This window comes from Streptomyces sp. NPDC058685, assembly GCF_042714725.1.
In the GTDB taxonomy this organism is placed as follows: domain Bacteria; phylum Actinomycetota; class Actinomycetes; order Streptomycetales; family Streptomycetaceae; genus Streptomyces.
In genome coordinates, this window is the sequence record NZ_JBHXSL010000016.1 from 112861 (window position 1) to 131211 (window position 18351).

14 protein-coding genes are annotated in these 18351 nt (G+C 71.5%); 5 read left to right on the forward strand and 9 right to left on the reverse strand.

Annotated features, from left to right (window positions below; genetic code table 11):
• The first annotated feature begins 58 nt into the window (after positions 1-58).
• Positions 59-1342, forward strand: coding sequence for a C40 family peptidase (locus ACFWU3_RS16420; protein WP_384437148.1), 1284 nt, complete (start codon positions 59-61; stop codon positions 1340-1342).
• Here the strand turns inward: ACFWU3_RS16420 and ACFWU3_RS16425 are convergent.
• Genes ACFWU3_RS16425 through ACFWU3_RS16445 form a run of 5 tightly spaced genes read right to left on the reverse strand, consistent with a single transcriptional unit; the run spans position 1294 to position 6892 of the window.
• Positions 1294-2550, reverse strand: coding sequence for a styrene monooxygenase/indole monooxygenase family protein (locus tag ACFWU3_RS16425; protein ID WP_384437151.1), 1257 nt, complete (start codon positions 2548-2550; stop codon positions 1294-1296). The genes ACFWU3_RS16420 and ACFWU3_RS16425 overlap by 49 nt on opposite strands.
• Positions 2551-2570: 20 nt before the next feature.
• On the reverse strand, positions 2571-3236 hold the full coding sequence (locus ACFWU3_RS16430) for an ATP/GTP-binding protein (RefSeq protein WP_384437154.1): 666 nt from the start codon (positions 3234-3236) through the stop codon (positions 2571-2573).
• Positions 3217-3618: a DUF742 domain-containing protein gene (locus tag ACFWU3_RS16435; protein WP_383234407.1), complete on the reverse strand. Its 402-nt coding sequence runs from the start codon at positions 3616-3618 to the stop codon at positions 3217-3219. Before ACFWU3_RS16435 ends, ACFWU3_RS16430 begins: the two co-directional genes overlap by 20 nt.
• Entirely contained in the window at positions 3615-4097 is a 483-nt protein-coding gene (locus ACFWU3_RS16440) for a roadblock/LC7 domain-containing protein (protein ID WP_340475343.1), read from the reverse strand. Before ACFWU3_RS16440 ends, ACFWU3_RS16435 begins: the two co-directional genes overlap by 4 nt.
• Positions 4094-6892, reverse strand: coding sequence for a nitrate- and nitrite sensing domain-containing protein (locus tag ACFWU3_RS16445; RefSeq protein ID WP_384437157.1), 2799 nt, complete (start codon positions 6890-6892; stop codon positions 4094-4096). Before ACFWU3_RS16445 ends, ACFWU3_RS16440 begins: the two co-directional genes overlap by 4 nt.
• 365 nt (positions 6893-7257) lie before the next feature.
• Here ACFWU3_RS16445 and ACFWU3_RS16450 point away from each other — a divergent pair, with 365 nt between their 5' ends.
• On the forward strand, positions 7258-8046 hold the full coding sequence (locus ACFWU3_RS16450; RefSeq protein WP_384437160.1) for a protein phosphatase 2C domain-containing protein: 789 nt from the start codon (positions 7258-7260) through the stop codon (positions 8044-8046).
• Positions 8047-8382: 336 nt separating this feature from the next.
• Here the strand turns inward: ACFWU3_RS16450 and ACFWU3_RS16455 are convergent, their stop codons facing one another.
• The gene (locus tag ACFWU3_RS16455) at positions 8383-8865 is read right to left on the reverse strand and encodes a MarR family winged helix-turn-helix transcriptional regulator (protein ID WP_384437163.1); all 483 of its coding nucleotides are present in this window, start codon (positions 8863-8865) and stop codon (positions 8383-8385) included.
• 232 nt (positions 8866-9097) lie between these two features.
• On the opposite strand from ACFWU3_RS16455, the gene ACFWU3_RS16460 reads away from it, so the two are divergent.
• Positions 9098-9949, forward strand: coding sequence for a lysozyme (locus ACFWU3_RS16460; RefSeq protein WP_384437166.1), 852 nt, complete (start codon positions 9098-9100; stop codon positions 9947-9949).
• 68 nt (positions 9950-10017) lie between these two features.
• On the opposite strand, the gene ACFWU3_RS16465 is transcribed toward ACFWU3_RS16460, so the two are convergent.
• A complete protein-coding gene (locus ACFWU3_RS16465; protein ID WP_384437169.1) occupies positions 10018-10842 on the reverse strand; it encodes a pentapeptide repeat-containing protein in 825 nt (274 codons plus the stop codon).
• An 85-nt stretch (positions 10843-10927) separates the two neighbouring features.
• Positions 10928-13768: a M4 family metallopeptidase gene (locus ACFWU3_RS16470; RefSeq protein ID WP_384437172.1), complete on the reverse strand. Its 2841-nt coding sequence runs from the start codon at positions 13766-13768 to the stop codon at positions 10928-10930.
• Between the two features lie 150 nt (positions 13769-13918).
• Between ACFWU3_RS16470 and ACFWU3_RS16475 the strand changes: the two genes are divergently transcribed.
• Positions 13919-14926 (forward strand): helix-turn-helix domain-containing protein, encoded by a 1008-nt coding sequence (locus tag ACFWU3_RS16475; RefSeq protein WP_384437175.1) that lies wholly within the window; start codon positions 13919-13921, stop codon positions 14924-14926.
• A gap of 109 nt (positions 14927-15035) precedes the next feature.
• The gene (locus ACFWU3_RS16480; protein WP_384437178.1) at positions 15036-15854 is read left to right on the forward strand and encodes a trypsin-like serine peptidase; all 819 of its coding nucleotides are present in this window, start codon (positions 15036-15038) and stop codon (positions 15852-15854) included.
• Between the two features lie 81 nt (positions 15855-15935).
• Here the strand turns inward: ACFWU3_RS16480 and lon are convergent, their stop codons facing one another.
• Positions 15936-18341, reverse strand: a complete 2406-nt coding sequence (lon, locus tag ACFWU3_RS16485; protein ID WP_384437181.1) for an endopeptidase La — start codon at positions 18339-18341, stop codon at positions 15936-15938.
• Between the last annotated feature and the right edge of the window lie 10 nt (positions 18342-18351).

An 18351-nucleotide genomic window follows, 5' to 3' on the forward strand; every position in this document is an offset into this window, starting at 1 on the left:
TGCGCTCGCACGATCGGCTGTGGGGCGGAGTGCCCGGCCCACAGCCGGAGGTGATGAGGTGTCAGGCAGATTGCTGCGCACGGTCTGTACGGCGGCGCTGGCGGCGGCGACGGTGATCGCGGCGGTACCGGCCGCGGCGGAGCCCGTACCGGATCCGTCGGGCGGGCACACGGCCGGGGCGGTCACCGGACAGGGGGACGAGACCGGCGAGGAGCCGGTGGAGGAGACCGGCGGACCGGAGTCCGGCAGCGACGACACGGCCGACACCTCCGGGAGCGCGGCTGCCCGGCCCACCACCGTCCCCCAGATGCTCACCCGGCTCCGGACGCTGTACCAACAGGCCGAGGAGGCCGGCGAGGCGTACAACGCCACCGAGGAGCAGCTCAGGGCCCAGCAGGCCCGGACCGCCGCCGTCGGCCGTGAGCTGGCCAAGGCCCGCAACGCGCTCGCCGACAGCCGCGGCGACGCCGGACGCCTCGCCCGCGAGCAGTACCAGGGCCGCTCCGAACTCTCCGCCTACGTCCGGCTCCTTCTCGCCCGTGACCCCCAGCACGCCCTGGACGAGGACCATCTGATGGAGCGTGCGGCGGCCGACCGGCTGGCGACCACCGACCGGCTGGAGAGGGGCGCCCGGCGCGCGTCCGCGCTCGCGGCGGCCTCCCGCGCGGCGCTCGACAAGGAGCAGACCCTCGCCGCCCGGCAGAAGCGGTCCCGTGACACGGCGACCGTCCGGCTGAAGGCCGTCGAGGAGATGCTCGCGTCCCTCTCCCCCGAGGAGATCGCCGCCCTGACCGCGCTGGAGGAGTCGGACACCGCCGAGGCGCAGGAGAAGATCCTCGCCTCGGGTGTCCTCGACGGGGAGCGGATGCCGACCGAGGAGGGCGGGAAGGCGCTGCGGTACGCGGTGGAGCAGATCGGCAAGCCGTATCTGTGGGGCGCGGAGGGTCCCGCTTCGTACGACTGCTCGGGGCTGACCTCCGAGGCATGGGCGGCGGCGGGACGCACCATTCCGCGCACCAGTCAGGACCAGTGGGAGGAGCTTCCCAAGGTCCCGCTGCGCTCGCTGCGCCCGGGTGATCTGGTGATCTACTTCCCCGGAGCCACCCATGTGGCCCTCTATCTGGGTGACGGCATGGTGATCCAGGCGCCCCGCCCGGGGGCGACGGTGAAGGTCTCCCCCATCGCTGCCAACCCGTTGCTCGGCGCGGTGCGGCCCGACCCGAAGGGGAGCCCTCTGGAGGAGTACACCCCGCCGCGGCTCCCGGAGGGCGCCACGGCGGGGCCGGACACCGGCTACTCGGAGGCGGGAGCCCCGGAGGCCCCGGCGACCTCGGCCAGATAGGCCTCGGTGAGCGCGGGGTCGAAGAAGAAGTTCTCGAAGTCCGCCGGGTTGTTGAAGCCATTGGCGAACCGGTCGGCCACGGGCTGCATCTGCCCCGCGGCGCCGATCAGGTTGAGCACGTGCTCCGGCGGGACGCCGAGCATGGCGTTCGTCCACTTGGTGACGTGCTGGGCCGTGTCCCAGTAGCGGTCGAACGTGGACTGCATCCAGGCCTCGTCGAACGGCTTGTCACCGTGCTCGACGATCGAGGAGAGGTACGCGGCCGCGCACTTGGACGCCGAGTTCGAGCCCTGGCCGGTGATCGGGTCGTTGGCGACGACCACGTCCGCGACACCGAGGACCAGGCCGCCCCCGGGCAGCCGGCCGATCGGATTGCGCACGGTCGGGGCGTAGCGGCCGGAGAGCGTGCCGCCAGCGTCGGTCAGTTCGACCTTCGTGGCCCGCGCGTACTCCCACGGCGTGAACTTCTCCATGAGTTCGAGCGTCAGGGAGAGGTGCTCGGCCGGGTCCTTGACGCCCTGGAAGGCGTCGAGCGGGCCGCCGGGGATGCCCTCCCAGAAGAGGATGTCCGCCCGTCCGCTGGTGGTGAAGGTCGGCATCACGAAGAGCTCGCCGACGCCGGGGATCAGGTTGCAGCGCACCGCGTCGAAGTCGGGGTGCTCGGGGCGCGGGCCGAGGCCGTGCACATAGGCGACGGCGAGCGCGCGCTGCGGGGCTTCGTACGGGGAGCGGGAGGCGTCCCGGCCGAACATCGAGACCAGTTCGCCCTTGCCCGCCGAGACCAGCACCAGGTCGTAGGTGCGCGAGAAGAAGTCCAGGTCGGAGACGGCCGCACCGTGGATGACGAGCTGTCCGCCGCGCTGGGCGAACGTCTCCATCCAGCCGGCCATCTTCACCCGCTGGTCGACGGACTGGGCGATGCCGTCCAGCTTGCCCACCCAGTCGATCACCCGCTGGGACTCGGGTCCCGCGACGGAGACGCCGAGGCCCTCGATGCGCGGGGCCTGGGACTCCCAGAAGTTGATGCCCAGATCACGCTCGTGCTGGAGCGCGGTGTGGAACATGCACTGCGTCGACATGACCCGGCCGGAGCGGATCTCGTCGGCCGTGCGGTTGGACATCAGGGTGACCTCGTAGCCCTGCGACTGCAGGCCGAGGGCGAGCTGGAGACCGGACTGGCCGGCTCCGACTATGAGTATCTTCCGCATCGGGGAGTCTCTTTCGTCTGTCAGGACTGTTCGGGGGTTGCTTCGAGCGCGTGGGCGACCAGCGCGAGCAGCGATTCGATCACGGTGATCCGGCTGCGTGCATCCATGATCACAACCGGCACGTGCGCGGGGACCGTCAGGGCCTCCCGCACGTCCTCGGCCTCGAACAGCTCGGAACCCTCGAAGTGGTTGACGGCCACGATGTACGGCAGCCCGCTGCTCTCGAAGTAGTCGAGCGCCGGGAAGCAGTCCTGGAGCCTGCGGGTGTCGGCGAGGACGATCGCACCGATCGCACCGCGCACCAGGTCGTCCCACATGAACCAGAAGCGCTGCTGGCCGGGTGTCCCGAACACGTACAGGACGAGGTCGTCGTCCAGCGTGATCCGGCCGAAGTCCATGGCGACGGTGGTGGTCGTCTTGTCGGGCGTCGAGGTGAGGTCGTCGGTCTCCTCGCTCGCCGTCGTCATCAGCGCCTCGGTCTGGAGCGGTGTGATCTCGGAGACCGCGCCGACGAAGGTCGTCTTGCCCACACCGAAGCCGCCCGCGACCACGACCTTGGTGGCGGTGGGGGCACGGGTGTGGTCGAGCTGCCAGGCCTTGAGGCCCTCGTCGGCGGCCGGCGGCGGACCGGTCTCCGGCTCCGGGGCGGGCCGGGCGGGAAGCGTGTCAGAGGCGGCGGAGTCCACTCAGCACCCTTTCGAGCAGTGCGCGTTCGGGCCGTCCGGGCCCGTGCCCGGTGCCGTACACACGGATCTTTCCCTGGTCGGCGAGGTCACTGAGAAGGACCCTGACAACGCCCAGTGGCATCTTGAGGATCGCCGAGATCTCGGCGACGGTACGCATACGGCGGCACAGCTCGACGATGGCCTGGAGCTCGGGCATGACCCGCGAGGACAGGTCGCCCTGGGGCAGCTGTCTGCGTTCGGCGGGGGCCTCCAGCGCCGCGACGAAGGTCTCGACGAGCAGCACATGGCCGAAGCGGGTGCGGCCTCCGGTGAGGGAGTACGGGCGTACGCGGGCGGGGCGGCGGCTCTCGCCGCGCACCGGAAGTTTGCGGGCGGACGTCACTGGGAGCCCTCCAACGACTGGCGCAGTTCGCTGCGGAGTTCGGGGGTGAGGACGTGTCCGGCGCGGCCGACGAACATGCCCATGTGGTAGGCGACGACGGACATGTCCGAGTCGGCGTCGGCCTGGACGCCGAGCAGCGAGCCGTCGCTGATCGACATGACGAAGACGCTGGCCTCCTCCATGGCGACCATCGTCTGTTTCACACCGCCGCCGTCCATCAGCCGGGCGGCGCCGATGGTGAGGCTGCCGATGCCCGACACGATGGTGGCGAGGTCGGCGCTGGAGCCCCGCGGACCCTCCCGGCGGGGGGCCTCGGCGGAGGCGGCGTTCTGTGCCGGGTCGGAGGACAGGAGCAGCAGTCCGTCCGACGAGACGACGGCGACCGAGCGCACGCCCGGCACCTCTTCCACGAGATTGCCCAGCAACCAGTGCAGATTGCGGGCTTCACTGCTCAGGCCGAACGTCCCGGTCGCAGTCAACTGCGTGCCTCCTCGACTGTGTCCCCCGCATCTTCTGTTGTTGTCCGTGGTGCGGTGCGCTCGATCTCCGCCTGCGCATCGCGGCGGCCCTCCTCGGCCGCCTGCTGGAAGCCGCCGAGCCTGCGGCGCAGGGCGTCGGCATCGACGCTGCCGGTGCGCTCGCCGGGCGTGGTGGCGGGCTGGACGACCTTGGGCGTCCGCTTGGGCAGCCCCTTGTCGGTGACGCGGTCCCAGACGGGCGCGGGCTGTTCGCCGTCGGGCTCCGGCCGCGGCCGAGCCTCGGGCTCGGGCTCGGCGGGTCGTGCCTGGGTCCGGTCCCGGGTCTCGGCGGGGGCCTGGGCGGGAACCGGGGACGGTGCCTGCGCCGCGGGCCCGGCCGTCTCCGGCAGGCGCATCTCGAACGTCGCCTGGTCCGTCCCGACGGTCTCCGGCTCACCGTCGGGCGTCCGCTCGTGCGTCTCCGCCTCCGCCTCCGCCTCCGCGTCCGCCTCGGCCGCCCGGACGGATGCCTCGGCGGCCGCCACCAACGGGTCGGCGGCGTGGGCGAGCTGTCGCGGACTGCTGGGCAGAGCGTTGGAGTTGGCCTCGGCGACGGAGCCCGGCTGCTGGACCACGGGTGTGGCGTCAGCCGTCCTCACGGTGTGCCGCTCGGCCGGCGGCTCCTTGGGCAGCAGGCCCCTGGAGAGCACGACGACCGCGGTGATGCCGCCCTGCTTCTGCTCCCGCAGCTGGACCCGTACGCCATGGCGTGCGGCCAGCAGACCGGCGACCCGCAGCCCGAGGCCGTCGCCGTCCTTGCCCGGGCGGGTCTCGAACCCCTCGGGGTCGTCCAGCCGCGCGTTGAGTTCGGCGAGCCGGCCACCGGTCATCCCTATGCCGCTGTCCTGCACGGAGAGCATCACCTCGCCGCTCTCCAGCAGCCAGCCCGAGAGCTCGACCTGGGCGTCCGGCGGGGAGAAGGAAGTGGCGTTCTCCAGCAGTTCGGCGACCAGATGGCTGAGGTCGTCCGCGGCGAAGCCGGCGACCTGGGCGTGCGGCGGCAGCGACTGGATGACGACCCGCTCGTACCGCTCGATCTCGCTGACAGCCGCGCGCAGCACGTCGACGAGGGGCACGGGACCAGGATTCGCGTGGCCGTGCTCGGCCCCGGCGAGGACCAGGAGGTTCTCGCTGTGCCGGCGCATGACGGTGGCCATGTGGTCGAGCTTGAAGAGGGTGGCGAGCCGCTCCGGGTCCTGCTCGCGGTCCTCCAGCTTCTCGATCACGCCGAGCTGACGCTCCACGAGGCCGAGGGTGCGCAGCGAGAGGTTGACGAAGGTGTGGTCGATCGTCGTGCGCAGCCGGGTGAGTTCGGCGGTCAGCTGCTCGGTGCGCTGCTGCAGTTCGGCGCGGCCGGTGGCGAGTTCGGCGGCCAGTTCGTCGCGGGCGCCGGCCAGGTCGCCGCGGTCGCCCTCCAGTCGCTCGGCGCGCAGGGAGAGGTCGCGCAGCTTGCCGTGCAGGGTGTTGAGCGACCGTACGACCTGGGCGAACTCGTCGTTGCGGCCGGTGAAGCGTACGGGCTCCTCCACCTCGGGGGCCGCCGCGAGGCGGGCCGCGCCGATGCGCAGGACGGCGAGCGGCCGGGTGAGGGTCCGCGCGACGGCCGAGGAGACGCCGATGACGAGGATCAGCAGACCGCCGACGAGCGCGATCTGGAGTTCCAGGGCCGTGACGTCGTCGTCCCGCAGCTCCTCGAAGCTGGTGATCCGGCCGGACGCGAGGGAGGACTCGACGCTGCGCATCTGCTCGATGCGGGCGGTCAGCGAGGCCTCGACCTTCTCGTGGTCGGACTTGCGCTCGGCCTTGGACAGTACGGGCTGATCCGTCAGACGGGCGAGATAGGTCTCGGCGGTCTTGATCTCGGGTCCGGTGACGGTGGCCGCCAGCGAGTCGCGGGCGTCCTTGCCCGCGGCCTGGTCGAAGTCGGCGAGCGCGGCGAGTTCGCGTACGCGGGCCTGCTGGGCCGCGCCGCTCAGGCCGTTGCGCAGAGCGTCGCCCGGCGCGTCGGCCTCCTCCTCCTGGACGGGCAGACCGGTGATCGGGTCGATGGTCTCGGTGGTGCCCTTGCCCGGCACGGCGAGCGCGGCGAGCAGCAGCCCGCGGGTGGCGGACGCCTGCTCGACGGCGAGCCCGAGTTCGGCGGGCGCGCGGGTGTCGCCGCCGGACGCGTTGCGGGACGCGCCCCAGGCGCGCGGCGGGGTCTTCTCGGTGAGTTCGTCGGCGACCGCGTGCAGATGGGCGATGACCGCGGAGTACGCCCGGTGGGCCTCGGTGGCGGTGCCCTTGCCCGTGAGGGCGGTACGGCGCACGGAGGGCACAGCGGCCAGTTCGCGCCGCAGTCCGGCGTGGTCGCCGGAGATGAGGCTGCCGATCTCGTCGATCTGGCGGTCGACGCGGGCGCTCGTGCTGTCGGAGATGACCCGCCGGTCCTTCTCCTCGCCCTTCTGGTCCTCGCGTCCGGCCGCGATGTACGAGGTGACCTCGTCGCGCTCGTCGGCGAGGGAGTGGGCGAGGGTGACGGCCTCGCGGTTGAGGCCGGCGAGGGTGACGAGGCGCTGGGACTCGGTCAGTTCGGCGGAGGCGTTCAGGATGCCCGGGGTGCCCGCGGCGATGACGACGAGGCCGACGACGGCGACGCCCGCGACCAGCCGGTTGCGCACCCGCTTCGTGCGGCCGCGCGCGACAGGGTCCGGCGAGGTCTCCTGTGCCGGGAACGTCTCAGGGACCAGGGGGGCCTGAGGCCGCTTCTTCTGCACCGGTGCTCGCAATCCTGCTTGACTTGTCCGCCCTTGCAGCAGAGATGACGACCGGTCACACGCGAGTTCCCGCCCCCTGCACGGCTTCAGACCATTGCAGTGCTCCTGGGAGGGATGCGCGCATCGGCCGCTCCGCCACCTGAACGAGTGAACAGCACTCAGGAGTTGGCAAACAACTCGCGCCGGTCGCCGGATCGGCCCTCTCCGGTCGGTCGGCTGGATCTTCCGGCCGGGCTTTGGCAGGATGCGCGCCCGCAGCTTAGCCGCCGGGTGGCCCGTCACCGGGGAACATGCCCTGACCTGCCGGTACGGGGCATTTCGGCAGTGGTGCAGGCATCGTGAACGAGTCGTGCAGACTGGGGATCATGCGTATCGAACTCGCGACCGCACCCGGCTCGCCCGAACGCCCCAACGAGGACTGGGCGTCGGTCGCCCTTCCCGCCTCGGGCCAGGGGGGAACGCTGGTGGTGCTGGACGGTGTGACCCCGCCGGCGTCGGATTTCGGATGTGTGCACGGGGTGCCGTGGTTCACCGCACGGCTCGGCGGCGCACTGATCGAACTGTCCGGTTCACTCCGGGATATGACACTGGCCGATGCGCTCTCGGCGGCAATCCGGCGCACCGCCGACGCCCACCGCGACACCTGTGACCTTTCTCACGTGCGTACACCACAGGCCACCGTGGTGATGGTGCGCTGGGGAGGCCCGCGGGACGACGTCGAGCATCTGGTGCTCTCCGACTCGGCGCTGCTGCTGGAGTCTCCCGACGGCCAGGTGCGGGCGGTGCTGGACGACCGCATCGACCGGCTGCCACGGGAGCAGCTGCGGTCGCACGCCACGGCGGATCTTCTGCGCAATGCGGAGGGCGGGTTCTTCACCGCCGCGGCCGACCCGGCCGTGGCCGCCCGCGCGGTGACCGGCCGGACGCCCCGGGCCGAGGTCCGCGCGCTGGCCGCGATGACGGACGGCGCCTCCCGGTGGGTCGACATGTTCGCCGAGGGGACCTGGACCGAGTGCCTGGCGCTGCTGCGCAAGGAGGGGCCGCAGGGTCTGATCGACCGCGTCCGGGGGATCGAGGCGGCGGCGGAGGAACGTACGGAAGTGATCCGCTGGAAGCTGCACGACGACGCGGCGGTGGTTTTCGCGGAACTCTGAGCGGGGTCGGGCCGCCGGTCGATGGGCGTGGCCCGCCACTCGTTCGGCCGGGGCGGGCAGTCGCGGCCCGCCACTCGTTCGGCCAGGACGGGCAGTCGAGGCCGGCCACCCGTTCGGCCTCAGGGAAACAGCCGAGGGCCGGCCACCCGTTCGGCGGCATCAGGAAGCAGCGGCGGCCCACCCGTTCGGCGGCGGTCGGCACCACGGCCTCCGCCACCCGTTCGGCGGCGGTGGACACGGCAGGCGACGGGCCCGGGCCGTCCCTCGGCAGTGGCGTGCCGGCCACTCGTTCGGCGTCCGCCGTCATCCCACCGGGCGAGCGGAGGAGGGTGAAATCTAGCTCTCCGCCCGCGCGTTCAGCTGATGAAGCAGTCTCGCCAGTTCCGCGATCTCGCCGCGGTCCCAGCCCGCGAGCTTGCGCACGTAACGGTCGCGGCGGGCGTCCCTCACTCGGCGGAACCGCGCGAGACCTTCTTCGGTGAGCCGGACGAGTGACGCGCGGCCGTCGGCCGGATCGGGCTCGCGGGTCACCAGGCCGAGCCCCTCCAGAGCGTGCAACTGCCGGCTCATGGTCGCCTTGCCGACGCCGAAGTACACCGCGAGATCGGTCGCGCGCTGCGGACCCGTCTCGTCGAGCCGGACGAGCAGACCGTAGGCAGCGGGCTCCAGTTCGGGGTGGACCTCGCGTGCCATCTCGCCGGACGACGCCCTCGCGCGGCGCAGAAAAACCGCCAACTCCCGCTCCAGAGCCAGGAATTCATGGTCCACGCCGCTTCCGGCCCGCGGGCCCGCTTCCCCGCTCGTACCGCTTTTGTGCACGTCAGCACCCCTCGCGCGCTTTCCCGATCCCGGAATTCTCTTTCAGCGATTCACAAGTTCGCTGCTCCGTCAGTATTTCGCAGGCGTGGACCGATGACAGCTCCCCACCCCTCTTCCTCCCGGCCGGTCTACGTGCGTAGCTTTCGCCGTGGCATGTCCACGCCACCTAGCCGCGGTGGGCTCCGGCCGGCTCGTCCTCAGGTCCCCCACCGAGGTCTTCGGAGGCACGCTGGTGCCCGTGCAAAGATCCGGAACGACCGTTCCCCTCCGCCCCGCGAGGAGATCCCGCCGCTCCCTCATCGCAGTGTCCGGCGCACTCCTCGCTGTCCTTTCCCTCCTCTTCACCCTCCCCGGCACCGCCGGCGCCGACGACGTCCCCCCTCGGGGCTCCGCCTATCTGGGCATGGGCGTCATCGCGCACGACGGCCAGGGGGGACTGCCGCGCAGCAGCCGCGCCGCCCAGTCGGAAGGAGTCGACGTCTCCAGCCATCAGGGCAACGTCGACTGGCCGACGCTGTGGAGCAGCGGTGTGAAGTGGGCCTACGTCAAGGCCACCGAGGGCACCTACTACCGGAACCCCTACTTCACCCAGCAGTACGGCGGCTCGTACGACATCGGGATGATCCGCGGCACGTACCACTTCGCCACACCCGACAAGACGACCGGTGCCGCCCAGGCCGACTACTTCGTCAGCAACGGAGGCGGGTGGTCGCCGGACGGCCGCACCCTCCCCGGCGCGCTGGACATCGAGTGGAATCCCTACGGCGACGCCTGCTACGGCAAGTCCCCGGCAGGCATGGTGACCTGGATCGGGGACTTCCTGAACCGCTACCGGGTCCTGACCGGCCGGGACGCGGTGATCTACACCGCCACCACCTGGTGGACCCAGTGCACCGGCAACTACGCCGGCTTCGGCGCGAACAATCCGCTGTGGATCGCGCGCTACAACACCACTCCCGGCACCCTCCCCGCCGGATGGGGCACCCACACCATGTGGCAGTACACCTCGTCCGGACCGACCGTGGGCGACCATGACCGGTTCAACGGGGACTTCGACCGGGTCGTGGCCCTCGCGAACGGCTGACCCCTGTACCGTCCGGCAACCGCCGGTACGGCCCTGCGACCCGCACCGCCCCGCGTGTTCCCCTGGTCTCAGGACCAGTGCGCGGGGCGGTCCAGCGTTCCCGGCAGCCTGGTGGTGGCGTCGCCCCGGGCCGCGTTCAGCTGCGGCTGGGTGACGAAGAAGCTGCCGGTCAGGTCCGCCCCCGACAGGTCCGCGTCCCGCAGGTCCGCCCCGATCAGGTCGGCGAGACGCAGATCGGCGCCGCCGAGGTCGGCGGCGATGAGATACGCGCCGCGCAGGCTCGCCCCCCGCAGATCCGCTCCCCTGAGCCGGGCGCCCATCAGGTCCGCTCCCCTGCGGTCCTTCTTCCTGCGGCCCGCTCCGGCCCGTACCAGCTCACTGGTGCGCAGCAGGACCACGTTGACCCGCTGCCGCTGCGCCGCCACGTCCAGTTCCCCGAGGGCATCGGGTCCGAGCTCGGTGAGGGCCTCGGTCTCCGTCAGCAGGTCCCGGATCTCGGCGTGCAGGGAGCGGGCCGGCTCCAGGGTGAGCGCCTCGTTCAGATACCAGAGCAGCTCGTGGAGCTGACGGACGACGGGGAACACCGCGAACATCTGTGCGGCCGTGCCGGGGGCCGCCCGCCAGTCCTTTCCGCCGAAGGTCGACAGGGAGACCTTCTGCCCGGCGCCGAAGCAGTCGTAGACCGTGCAGCCGGTGAAGCCGCTCGGCCGCAGCCGGGTGTGGATGCCGCAACGGAAGTCGGCGGCGAGGTTGGGGCAGGGGGTGCCGGCGTCCTTGTCCAGCGCGAAGTCCGCGGACCGGGTGAAGGGCAGGGCCACACAGCACAGCCCGAAGCAGTTCCCGCAGTCCGCCCTCAGCTCGCCGTTCCCGGCCGGCCGGGACGTCGTGTTCATCACTCCATTGTGGCGGACCGGACGGGACCCCCGGCGCACGGGCGCCGGGGGTCCCTCTGTCGGTCGCGTCATCCGTGCGAGCAGGTCAGCCGCACTGACCCGCGGGACGGTCCCGGGTGACCAGGTCGGTCCAGCCGGTGGTGCCGTCGATCCAGACCACCTGGCGGCCGGAGACCGCGGCCGGGGAGATCTGCTCACCGCGGTTGCAGGACAGCCGCTCCTGCTGTGAGCCGTCGGTGGTCAGCTGCCAGATCTTCGGCAGCGTCTCGTTGCGCAGCGCCAGGTCGGGCAGCTGACTGTTCACCGTGACGGCCGTGTCGGAGACCGTGAGGTCGAAGGAGACCAGCGCCTTCGGCTTGCGCTCCGCACTGATGTCGACCGTGCCGGTGCCGTCCAGCGCCGACCTGCGGATGCCCATCTGACCCTCGTCGTTCAGGTTCTCGTCCACGAGCCAGAAGGCGTGGGTCGCGTTCACCCCGGTCTGGCCGAGGACCTGCGGCTCGCCGAGCTGCTGGGCCAGGGCCGCCTTGCCGGTCTTCAGGTCGAGGATCTCGACGCCGAGCTTGTAGTCGTCCGGCGTCGGATACAGCTTGGCGTAGGAGAGCTTGCCGTTCCTGATCGCCGGCAGGGCGGTCAGGATGTCGAAGCCGCCGCCGTCGACGAGCGTGGGCCGGGTGTCCCCGGGACGCAGATAGCTGACATGACGGTCGCCGAAGATGCCGGACGTCTCGAAGACGACGACACCGTTCTCCACCCGCAGTCCGCTGATGTCGCTGAACGAGGTGTAGAGCTTCTTGATCGGCCCGCCGGCGACCGGCCGGGACAGGATGTCCAGGCTGGTGGTGCCGTACGCCGCCCACACGACGGTCTTGCCGTCGGTGGCCGGGTAGACGTGGTAGCGGCCGTCGTTCGGGCTGACCAGCTTCGCCGCGCCCTTGCCGTCGGTGCGGCCCGTGTAGACCGAGTACGGCTCGGAGCCCTCGTCGTTGGACTGCGAGACGACCCACTGGCCGCCGCCCGCCTGGGCGCCGGTGCCGGTGGTGTTGATCTTGCCCAGCAGCTGGTCGGAGTCGACGCCGAGGGCGTCCTCCCAGCCCGCCACGATGCCGTGGGCGTTGAAGGAACGCTTCACGGCGGTCAGCTGCTTGGCGTTGACGCCCAGGTCCTTGGCGGCAGCGAGGACGGCGTTGCGGCCGTCGGTGAAGCCGTCGAGGGGGGTCAGGTACTCCGCGAGCGCCTTGTAGACGATCCGGTCGGCGAGGTCGCCGCCCACGTCCTGGCGCAGGTCCCACAACGCACCGGAGAAGACCGTGGAGTTGAGGTGCACTCCGCCGTTGTCGGTGGAGTAGGTGACGCCGAGGAAGTTCTTCGAGGTGTTCGCACCGTCGTTGAGGTCGCGCAGCGCGCAGGCACGGGGCGCCGCCGTGCGGCAGAGGTCCTCGCCGATCAGACCCGAGTCCGGGTCGTCCATGGAGGCGCCGGACGCGGCCAGGTCGATGGCGTTGCCGAAGTAGTCGGCGATGGCCTCGTTGAGAGCGCCGGACTGGCCCGCGTAGACCAGGTTGGCGGTGTTCTCCACGACGCCGTGGGTCATCTCGTGGCCGACGACGTCGAGGTCGGCGGAGAGCGGCTTGTACTCCTCGTCGCCGCCGCCGTAGACCATCTTCTGGCCGTCCCAGAAGGCGTTGACGTACGGGAAGCCGAAGCTGGTGACGCCGACGAGGGAGTTGACCGTCATCCCGCGGCCGTCGAGGCTGTCGCGGCCGTGGGCGTCGCGGTAGTAGTCGTAGACCCGGCCGGCGGCCCAGTGCGCGTCGACCGCGCCGGCGTCGGTGGCCTCCTTGCCGACGTCCTTCGACGGGTCGGCGAACTCCTTGATGCCGCCGGGCCAGACGCCCAGGACGTCATTGACGTCCAGTTGCCGGGCGTCCCAGGTGGTCAGCGTGTTCTTGCTGCCGGCCGCCATGCGCTCGGTGTCGCTCATCAGGTACTTGGCGGCGTTCCCGTCGAAGACGAGGTTCAGGCCGACCCTGGTCCCGTCCAGTTTGACGCCCGTGCCCTCGGAACCGGGGATCGCGTCCGCCGTGGCGGAGCCGGCTCCGCGCGCGGCCGCCTTGGGGGCCGTGCCCGACGCGCCGTTGCGCTGCTCGGCCAGCGTCTTGATGCTGCTGAACTGCAGGACCGGATAGCCGGCGCGGGCGTCGATGAAGACCTGCTGGAGCACGGGTTCACCGGTGGTGGGGTTCGTGCCGCGCACGGTCACCTGATGGGCGAGGACGCCCTCGCCCCGGGGGATCACCACGAGGCCCGCGACCGAGCCGGTGAGCGCGGCGGCGCGGGCGGACTGGGCGCCCTTGGCGCGGATGGCGTCCGCCTTGCTGAGCGTCTTGCCGCCGAGCCGGGCCGCCGTCGCGGCGACCGCCCGTCGCACGGCGGTCTCGTTGCTCACCGTGGCCTCGGTGCCGGTCTTCAGACCGGTGAAGTACTTGCCGGAGGTGCCGGTGACGACCCGCTTGCCGCCCTGGTGCTCCATGCGGACGACGTACTGCCCGCCGAACACCGGTATCCCGTGGTGCTTCTGCTGGAGCCGTACGGTTTCTTCCTTGCCGCGCTCGACGGTCGCGACCGGAGCGAGGTCGCGCTTGGCGTCCGCGATCCGGTAGCGGCTCTCCTTGGCGTCCAGATGGCCACGGGCCGCGTCCGCGGGGCTCGCCTTGGCGTCCGCCGCTTCCCTGATGCCGTCGACGAGCGACGGGGTGGCCGTTCCTGCCCCCGGCAGGACGTCGGCGGGCGGTGCGGCCGCCGACGGGGTGGCCGCCTGAGCCGGTACCGCCGTCAGCAGCAGCCCTGCCGCGCCGAGCAGCGCGGCGAGACCGGTCCCCCTGGTAACTCCCGGTCTCCGTGTGCTTGTTCTGGCCTTGCGCACAGTTCGTACCCCTCCCACGTGCTGGTCAAGCCGTAAAGGTGGTCATGGCCATGCAACCTGTGAGGCGCCAACCGATCAATGTGGTCGACGTGTTGACAAGTGGACACGCACACTTGTGTGGTCCGTGAAGACAAGGTGAGAATCCGGGGCATGAGCGAGGGGGAACTGCGGACCCTCGGCCTGGGGGCCGCCGAGGAACGCACCTACGAAGCACTGCTCAAGGAACGGGCGCTCGAAGCCGAGGAGCTGGCCCGTCTCCTGGGACTGCCGCGCGACCGTCTCGACCTGGCGCTCGGGCATCTCGTCGAACACGGGCTGGCCGTCCCGGCCGACGGGGACGGCGCGCTGCCGCATCCGGCGGCGCCCGCCGCCGCTATCCGCACGCTCATCCACCGCCGCCAGGCCGAACTGCATCTGCGCTCGGCCGAGCTGGAGCGATTACGCATGACCGCGGACCGGATCGCCGGACGGCTGATGTCCGGCTCACCCACCGCCCCGGAGGGCGGGATCGAGGTGGTGACGGGACCGCGGGCGATCGGCGAACGGGCGGAGTACCTGCTGGCGTCGGCGGAGCGCGAGGTCGCGATCCTCGACCGCCCGCCGTATGTGAAGGGCCCGCGCGACGGCAGTGCCGGGCAGGCCGGGCTCGGTATCGAAGCACTCCTCGACCGCGGGATCGAGGTACGGACCGTCCTGGACCGGGACGGACTCGCGACTCCGGGCCGGATGGGCTCGGTGACCGGTCTGGTCGAACGGGGCCTGCGGGCCCGGGTCACGACCGCCGTCCCCACCAAACTGATCTGTGTGGACCGCCGGATCACCCTGCTCCCGCCGACCGACGCGGCGGACCCGAGGGCCACCGCCCTGGTCATCGGCGACGCCCTGCTGCACAACGCGCTGGTCCCCCTCTTCGAGACGGTCTGGGAACGCGCCACACCCCTCGGCGGCCCGGACGGCGAGGACTGCACGCTCCAGAAGGCACAGAAGGAGCTGCTCGGTCTGCTCGCGGCCGGACTCAAGGACGAGGCGATCGCCCGCCGGCTCGGGGTCCATGTGCACACCGCCCGTCGCAGAATCAGCCATTTACTGCAGACGTTGGGCGCGGAGACCCGCTTCCAGGCGGGCGCGCAGGCGACGTTGCGGGGCTGGCTGGACTGACGGAGCGGGGGCCGGCGCGGACCGGCGCGGTGAGAGACGCTCGGGGAGTGTGATCACCGGCTCTGCCGTGATCACTGGACTCACCGCCGCCGGCGGGCAAGATGGCCGGATGACGTGGTTCGCTCTCCCGAAGAGGCTGCCGAGCTGGCCGGCCGTCGCGTTGCTCACGGCCGTCACGGCGTGCGGTGGTCCGGTCTCGGCCACTCCCGACACGGGTGGCGGTCCGTCGCCCCTGCCGCCGGGACCCTCGCCGCAGTCGTCGGCGACGCCCTTCGCCGGGCCGGCCTCTGCCGGGGTGCTGCTCGACGAGGACGGCGTGCACTACTGCTCCGCGAGCGTCGTGGACAGCCCGCGCGGCAATGTCGTCGCCACCGCGGCCCACTGTGTCTTCGAGTACGGGAGCTACATGGAGAACGCCACCTTCGCCCCCGGCTTCACCGGCCCGGGCAACGGCAAGGCGCCCTACGGACGGTGGAAGGTCCGCGCCATCCAGGTCGACGACCGCTGGCGCAGGAACACCGACGCCTCGGACGCCGTCGACTACGCCTTCCTCACGCTCGAACCCGATGCGAAGGGCCGTGACGTGCAGGAGGTCGTGGGCGGCACCCCCGCCGACTGGGCCTCCCCGGCCGAACGCCGGGTGACCGTCGTCGGCTACCCCAACGCGGACCACAACCCGCAGAACCGGCCCGTCTCCTGCACCACCGACACCCGGCAGGACCCGGAGCTGGAGGTGTCCCTGCGGATGGAGTGCGCCGGTTTCTGGGACGGCACGAGCGGCGGCCCGTGGCTCGCGGACTACCGCGACGCCGCCCACCCGGGCCGGATCATCGGCGTGACGAGCGGCGGACAGACGGACCGCGAGTCGACGGCGGTCCGCTTCAACGCGGACGCACGCAGGCTGTACGACAAGGCGGCGAAGGGCTGACCGGGGGACGGGCGGACAGCACGGAGCCCCGGGCAAAGGGGTGTTCCCTCCGCCCGGGGCTCTCGCGTCACCGGACTTCCGTCAGGCCGCCGCGGTCACGGCGACCTCCGCCGGGGCCAGCGCGATCTCCAGCACCTGGCGGACATCCGTCACCGGGTGCACCTCCAGCTTCTCGAGGATCTCGGCCGGGACGTCGTCCAGGTCGGCCTCGTTCCGCTTCGGGATCACGACCGTCGTGGTGCCCGCACGGTGGGCAGCCAGCAGCTTCTGCTTCAGACCGCCGATCGGCAGGACCCGCCCGGTCAGCGACACCTCACCGGTCATCGCCACATCCGTACGCACCTGGCGTCCGGAGAGCAGCGACGCCAGCGCCGTCGTCATCGTGATGCCGGCGCTCGGGCCGTCCTTGGGGACCGCACCCGCCGGGAAGTGGATGTGCACGCCCCGGTCCTTCAGGTCGGCGACCGGCAGCTCCAGTTCGGCGCCGTGCGAGCGGAGGAAGCTCAGCGCGATCTGCGCCGACTCCTTCATCACGTCACCGAGCTGACCGGTCAGGGTCAGTCCGGAGCCGCCCGTCTCCGGGTCGGCCAGCGACGCCTCGACGAAGAGGACGTCGCCGCCCGCGCCGGTGACGGCGAGACCGGTGGCGACACCGGGCACCGCGGTACGGCGCTCGGCCGGGTCCTGCGCGGACTCGGGCACGTGGTGCGGCCGACCGACCAGGGCGCGCAGTTGCTCGGCCCCGACGCTGAGCGGCAGTTCCCGCTCACCCAGTTCGTGCTGGGCCGCCACCTTGCGCAGCAGCCTGGCGACCGAGCGCTCCAGGTTTCGCACGCCCGCCTCACGGGTGTACTCGGCGGCCAGCTTGCGCAGTGCCGAGTCCTCCAGGACGACCTCGCCGGGCTCCAGGCCCGCCCGCTCCAGCTGGCGCGGCAGCAGGTGGTCCCTGGCGATGACGACCTTCTCGTCCTCGGTGTAGCCGTCCAGCCGGACCAGCTCCATACGGTCGAGCAGGGCCTCCGGGATGGCCTCCAGGACGTTCGCCGTGGCGAGGAACACCACGTCGGACAGGTCGAGTTCGACCTCCAGGTAGTGGTCGCGGAACGTGTGGTTCTGCGCCGGGTCCAGGACTTCGAGCAGCGCGGCCGCCGGGTCGCCCCGGAAGTCCGAGCCGACCTTGTCGATCTCGTCCAGCAGGACCACCGGGTTCATCGACCCGGCCTCCTTGATGGCACGGACGATCCGGCCGGGCAGCGCGCCCACGTAGGTGCGCCGGTGGCCGCGGATCTCCGCCTCGTCGCGTACGCCGCCGAGCGCGACCCGGACGAACTTGCGTCCCATCGCGTGTGCGACGGACTCACCGAGCGAGGTCTTGCCGACGCCGGGCGGGCCGACGAGTGCCAGGACCGCGCCTCCGCGCCGTCCGCCGACCACTCCGAGTCCTCGGTCGGCACGGCGCTTGCGCACCGCCAGGTATTCGGTGATCCGCTCCTTGACGTCCTGGAGACCCGCGTGTTCGGCGTCCAGGATCGCCTTGGCGCCCTGGATGTCGTACGCGTCCTCGGTCGTCTCGTTCCAGGGCAGTTCGAGCACGGTGTCGAGCCAGGTCCGGATCCAGGAGCCCTCGGGGCTCTGGTCGCTGGACCGCTCGAGCTTCTCGACCTCCTTGAGGGCCGCTTCGCGGACCTTCTCGGGCAGGTCGGCGGCCTCGACACGGGCCCGGTAGTCGTCGGACTCGTCCTCGGCGCCGTCGCCGTCGAGCTCACGCAGCTCCTTGCGCACGGCTTCGAGCTGCCGGCGCAGCAGGAACTCGCGCTGCTGCTTGTCGACGCCCTCCTGGACGTCCTTGGCGATGGACTCGGCGACATCCTGCTCGGCCAGGTGCTCCCGCAGCTGCTCGGTGGCGAGCTTGAGGCGGGCCACCGGGTCGGCGGTGTCGAGGAGTTCGATCTTCTGGGCCGTGGTCAGGAAAGGTGAGTAGCCGGAGTTGTCGGCGAGCTGCGAGACGTCGTCGATCTGCTGGACCCGGTCCACGACCTGCCAGGCGCCGCGCTTCTTCAGCCAGTCGGTGGCGAGCGCCTTGTACTCCTTGATCAGGTCGGTGACCTGTCCGGGCAGCGGGTCGGGAACGGTCTCCTCGATCCGGGTGCCCTCGATCCACAGAGCGGCGCCGGGGCCGGTGGTGCCCGCGCCGATCTTCACGCGGCCGCGGCCGCGGATCAGGGCACCGGGGTCGCCGTCGGAGAGCCGGCCGACCTGTTCGACCGTGCCGAGCACGCCGGTGGCCGCGTACTGGCCGTCGACCCGAGGAACAAGAAGCACCTGTGGCTTGCTTGCCCCACTGGAACGGGCGGCGGCCTGTGCGGCCTCCACCGCGGCGCGCACATCGGTGTCGGAAAGGTCCAGAGGCACCACCATTCCGGGCAGCACGACCTCGTCATCGAGCGGCAGCACGGGCAGGGTGAGCGGTGTGGACGTCAAAGCCATGATCTCCCCT

What these genes read in the sequence shown, in the direction of transcription:
- ACFWU3_RS16465 (WP_384437169.1), bottom strand. Translation starts at nt 10,842, where the DNA reads ATGAACACGACGTCCCGGCCGGCCGGGAACGGCGAGCTGAGGGCGGAC.
- ACFWU3_RS16475 (WP_384437175.1), top strand. Translation starts at nt 13,919, where the DNA reads ATGAGCGAGGGGGAACTGCGGACCCTCGGCCTGGGGGCCGCCGAGGAA.
- ACFWU3_RS16480 (WP_384437178.1), top strand. Translation starts at nt 15,036, where the DNA reads ATGACGTGGTTCGCTCTCCCGAAGAGGCTGCCGAGCTGGCCGGCCGTC.
- ACFWU3_RS16450 (WP_384437160.1), top strand. Translation starts at nt 7,258, where the DNA reads ATGCGTATCGAACTCGCGACCGCACCCGGCTCGCCCGAACGCCCCAAC.
- ACFWU3_RS16425 (WP_384437151.1), bottom strand. Translation starts at nt 2,550, where the DNA reads ATGCGGAAGATACTCATAGTCGGAGCCGGCCAGTCCGGTCTCCAGCTC.
- lon (WP_384437181.1), bottom strand. Translation starts at nt 18,341, where the DNA reads ATGGCTTTGACGTCCACACCGCTCACCCTGCCCGTGCTGCCGCTCGAT.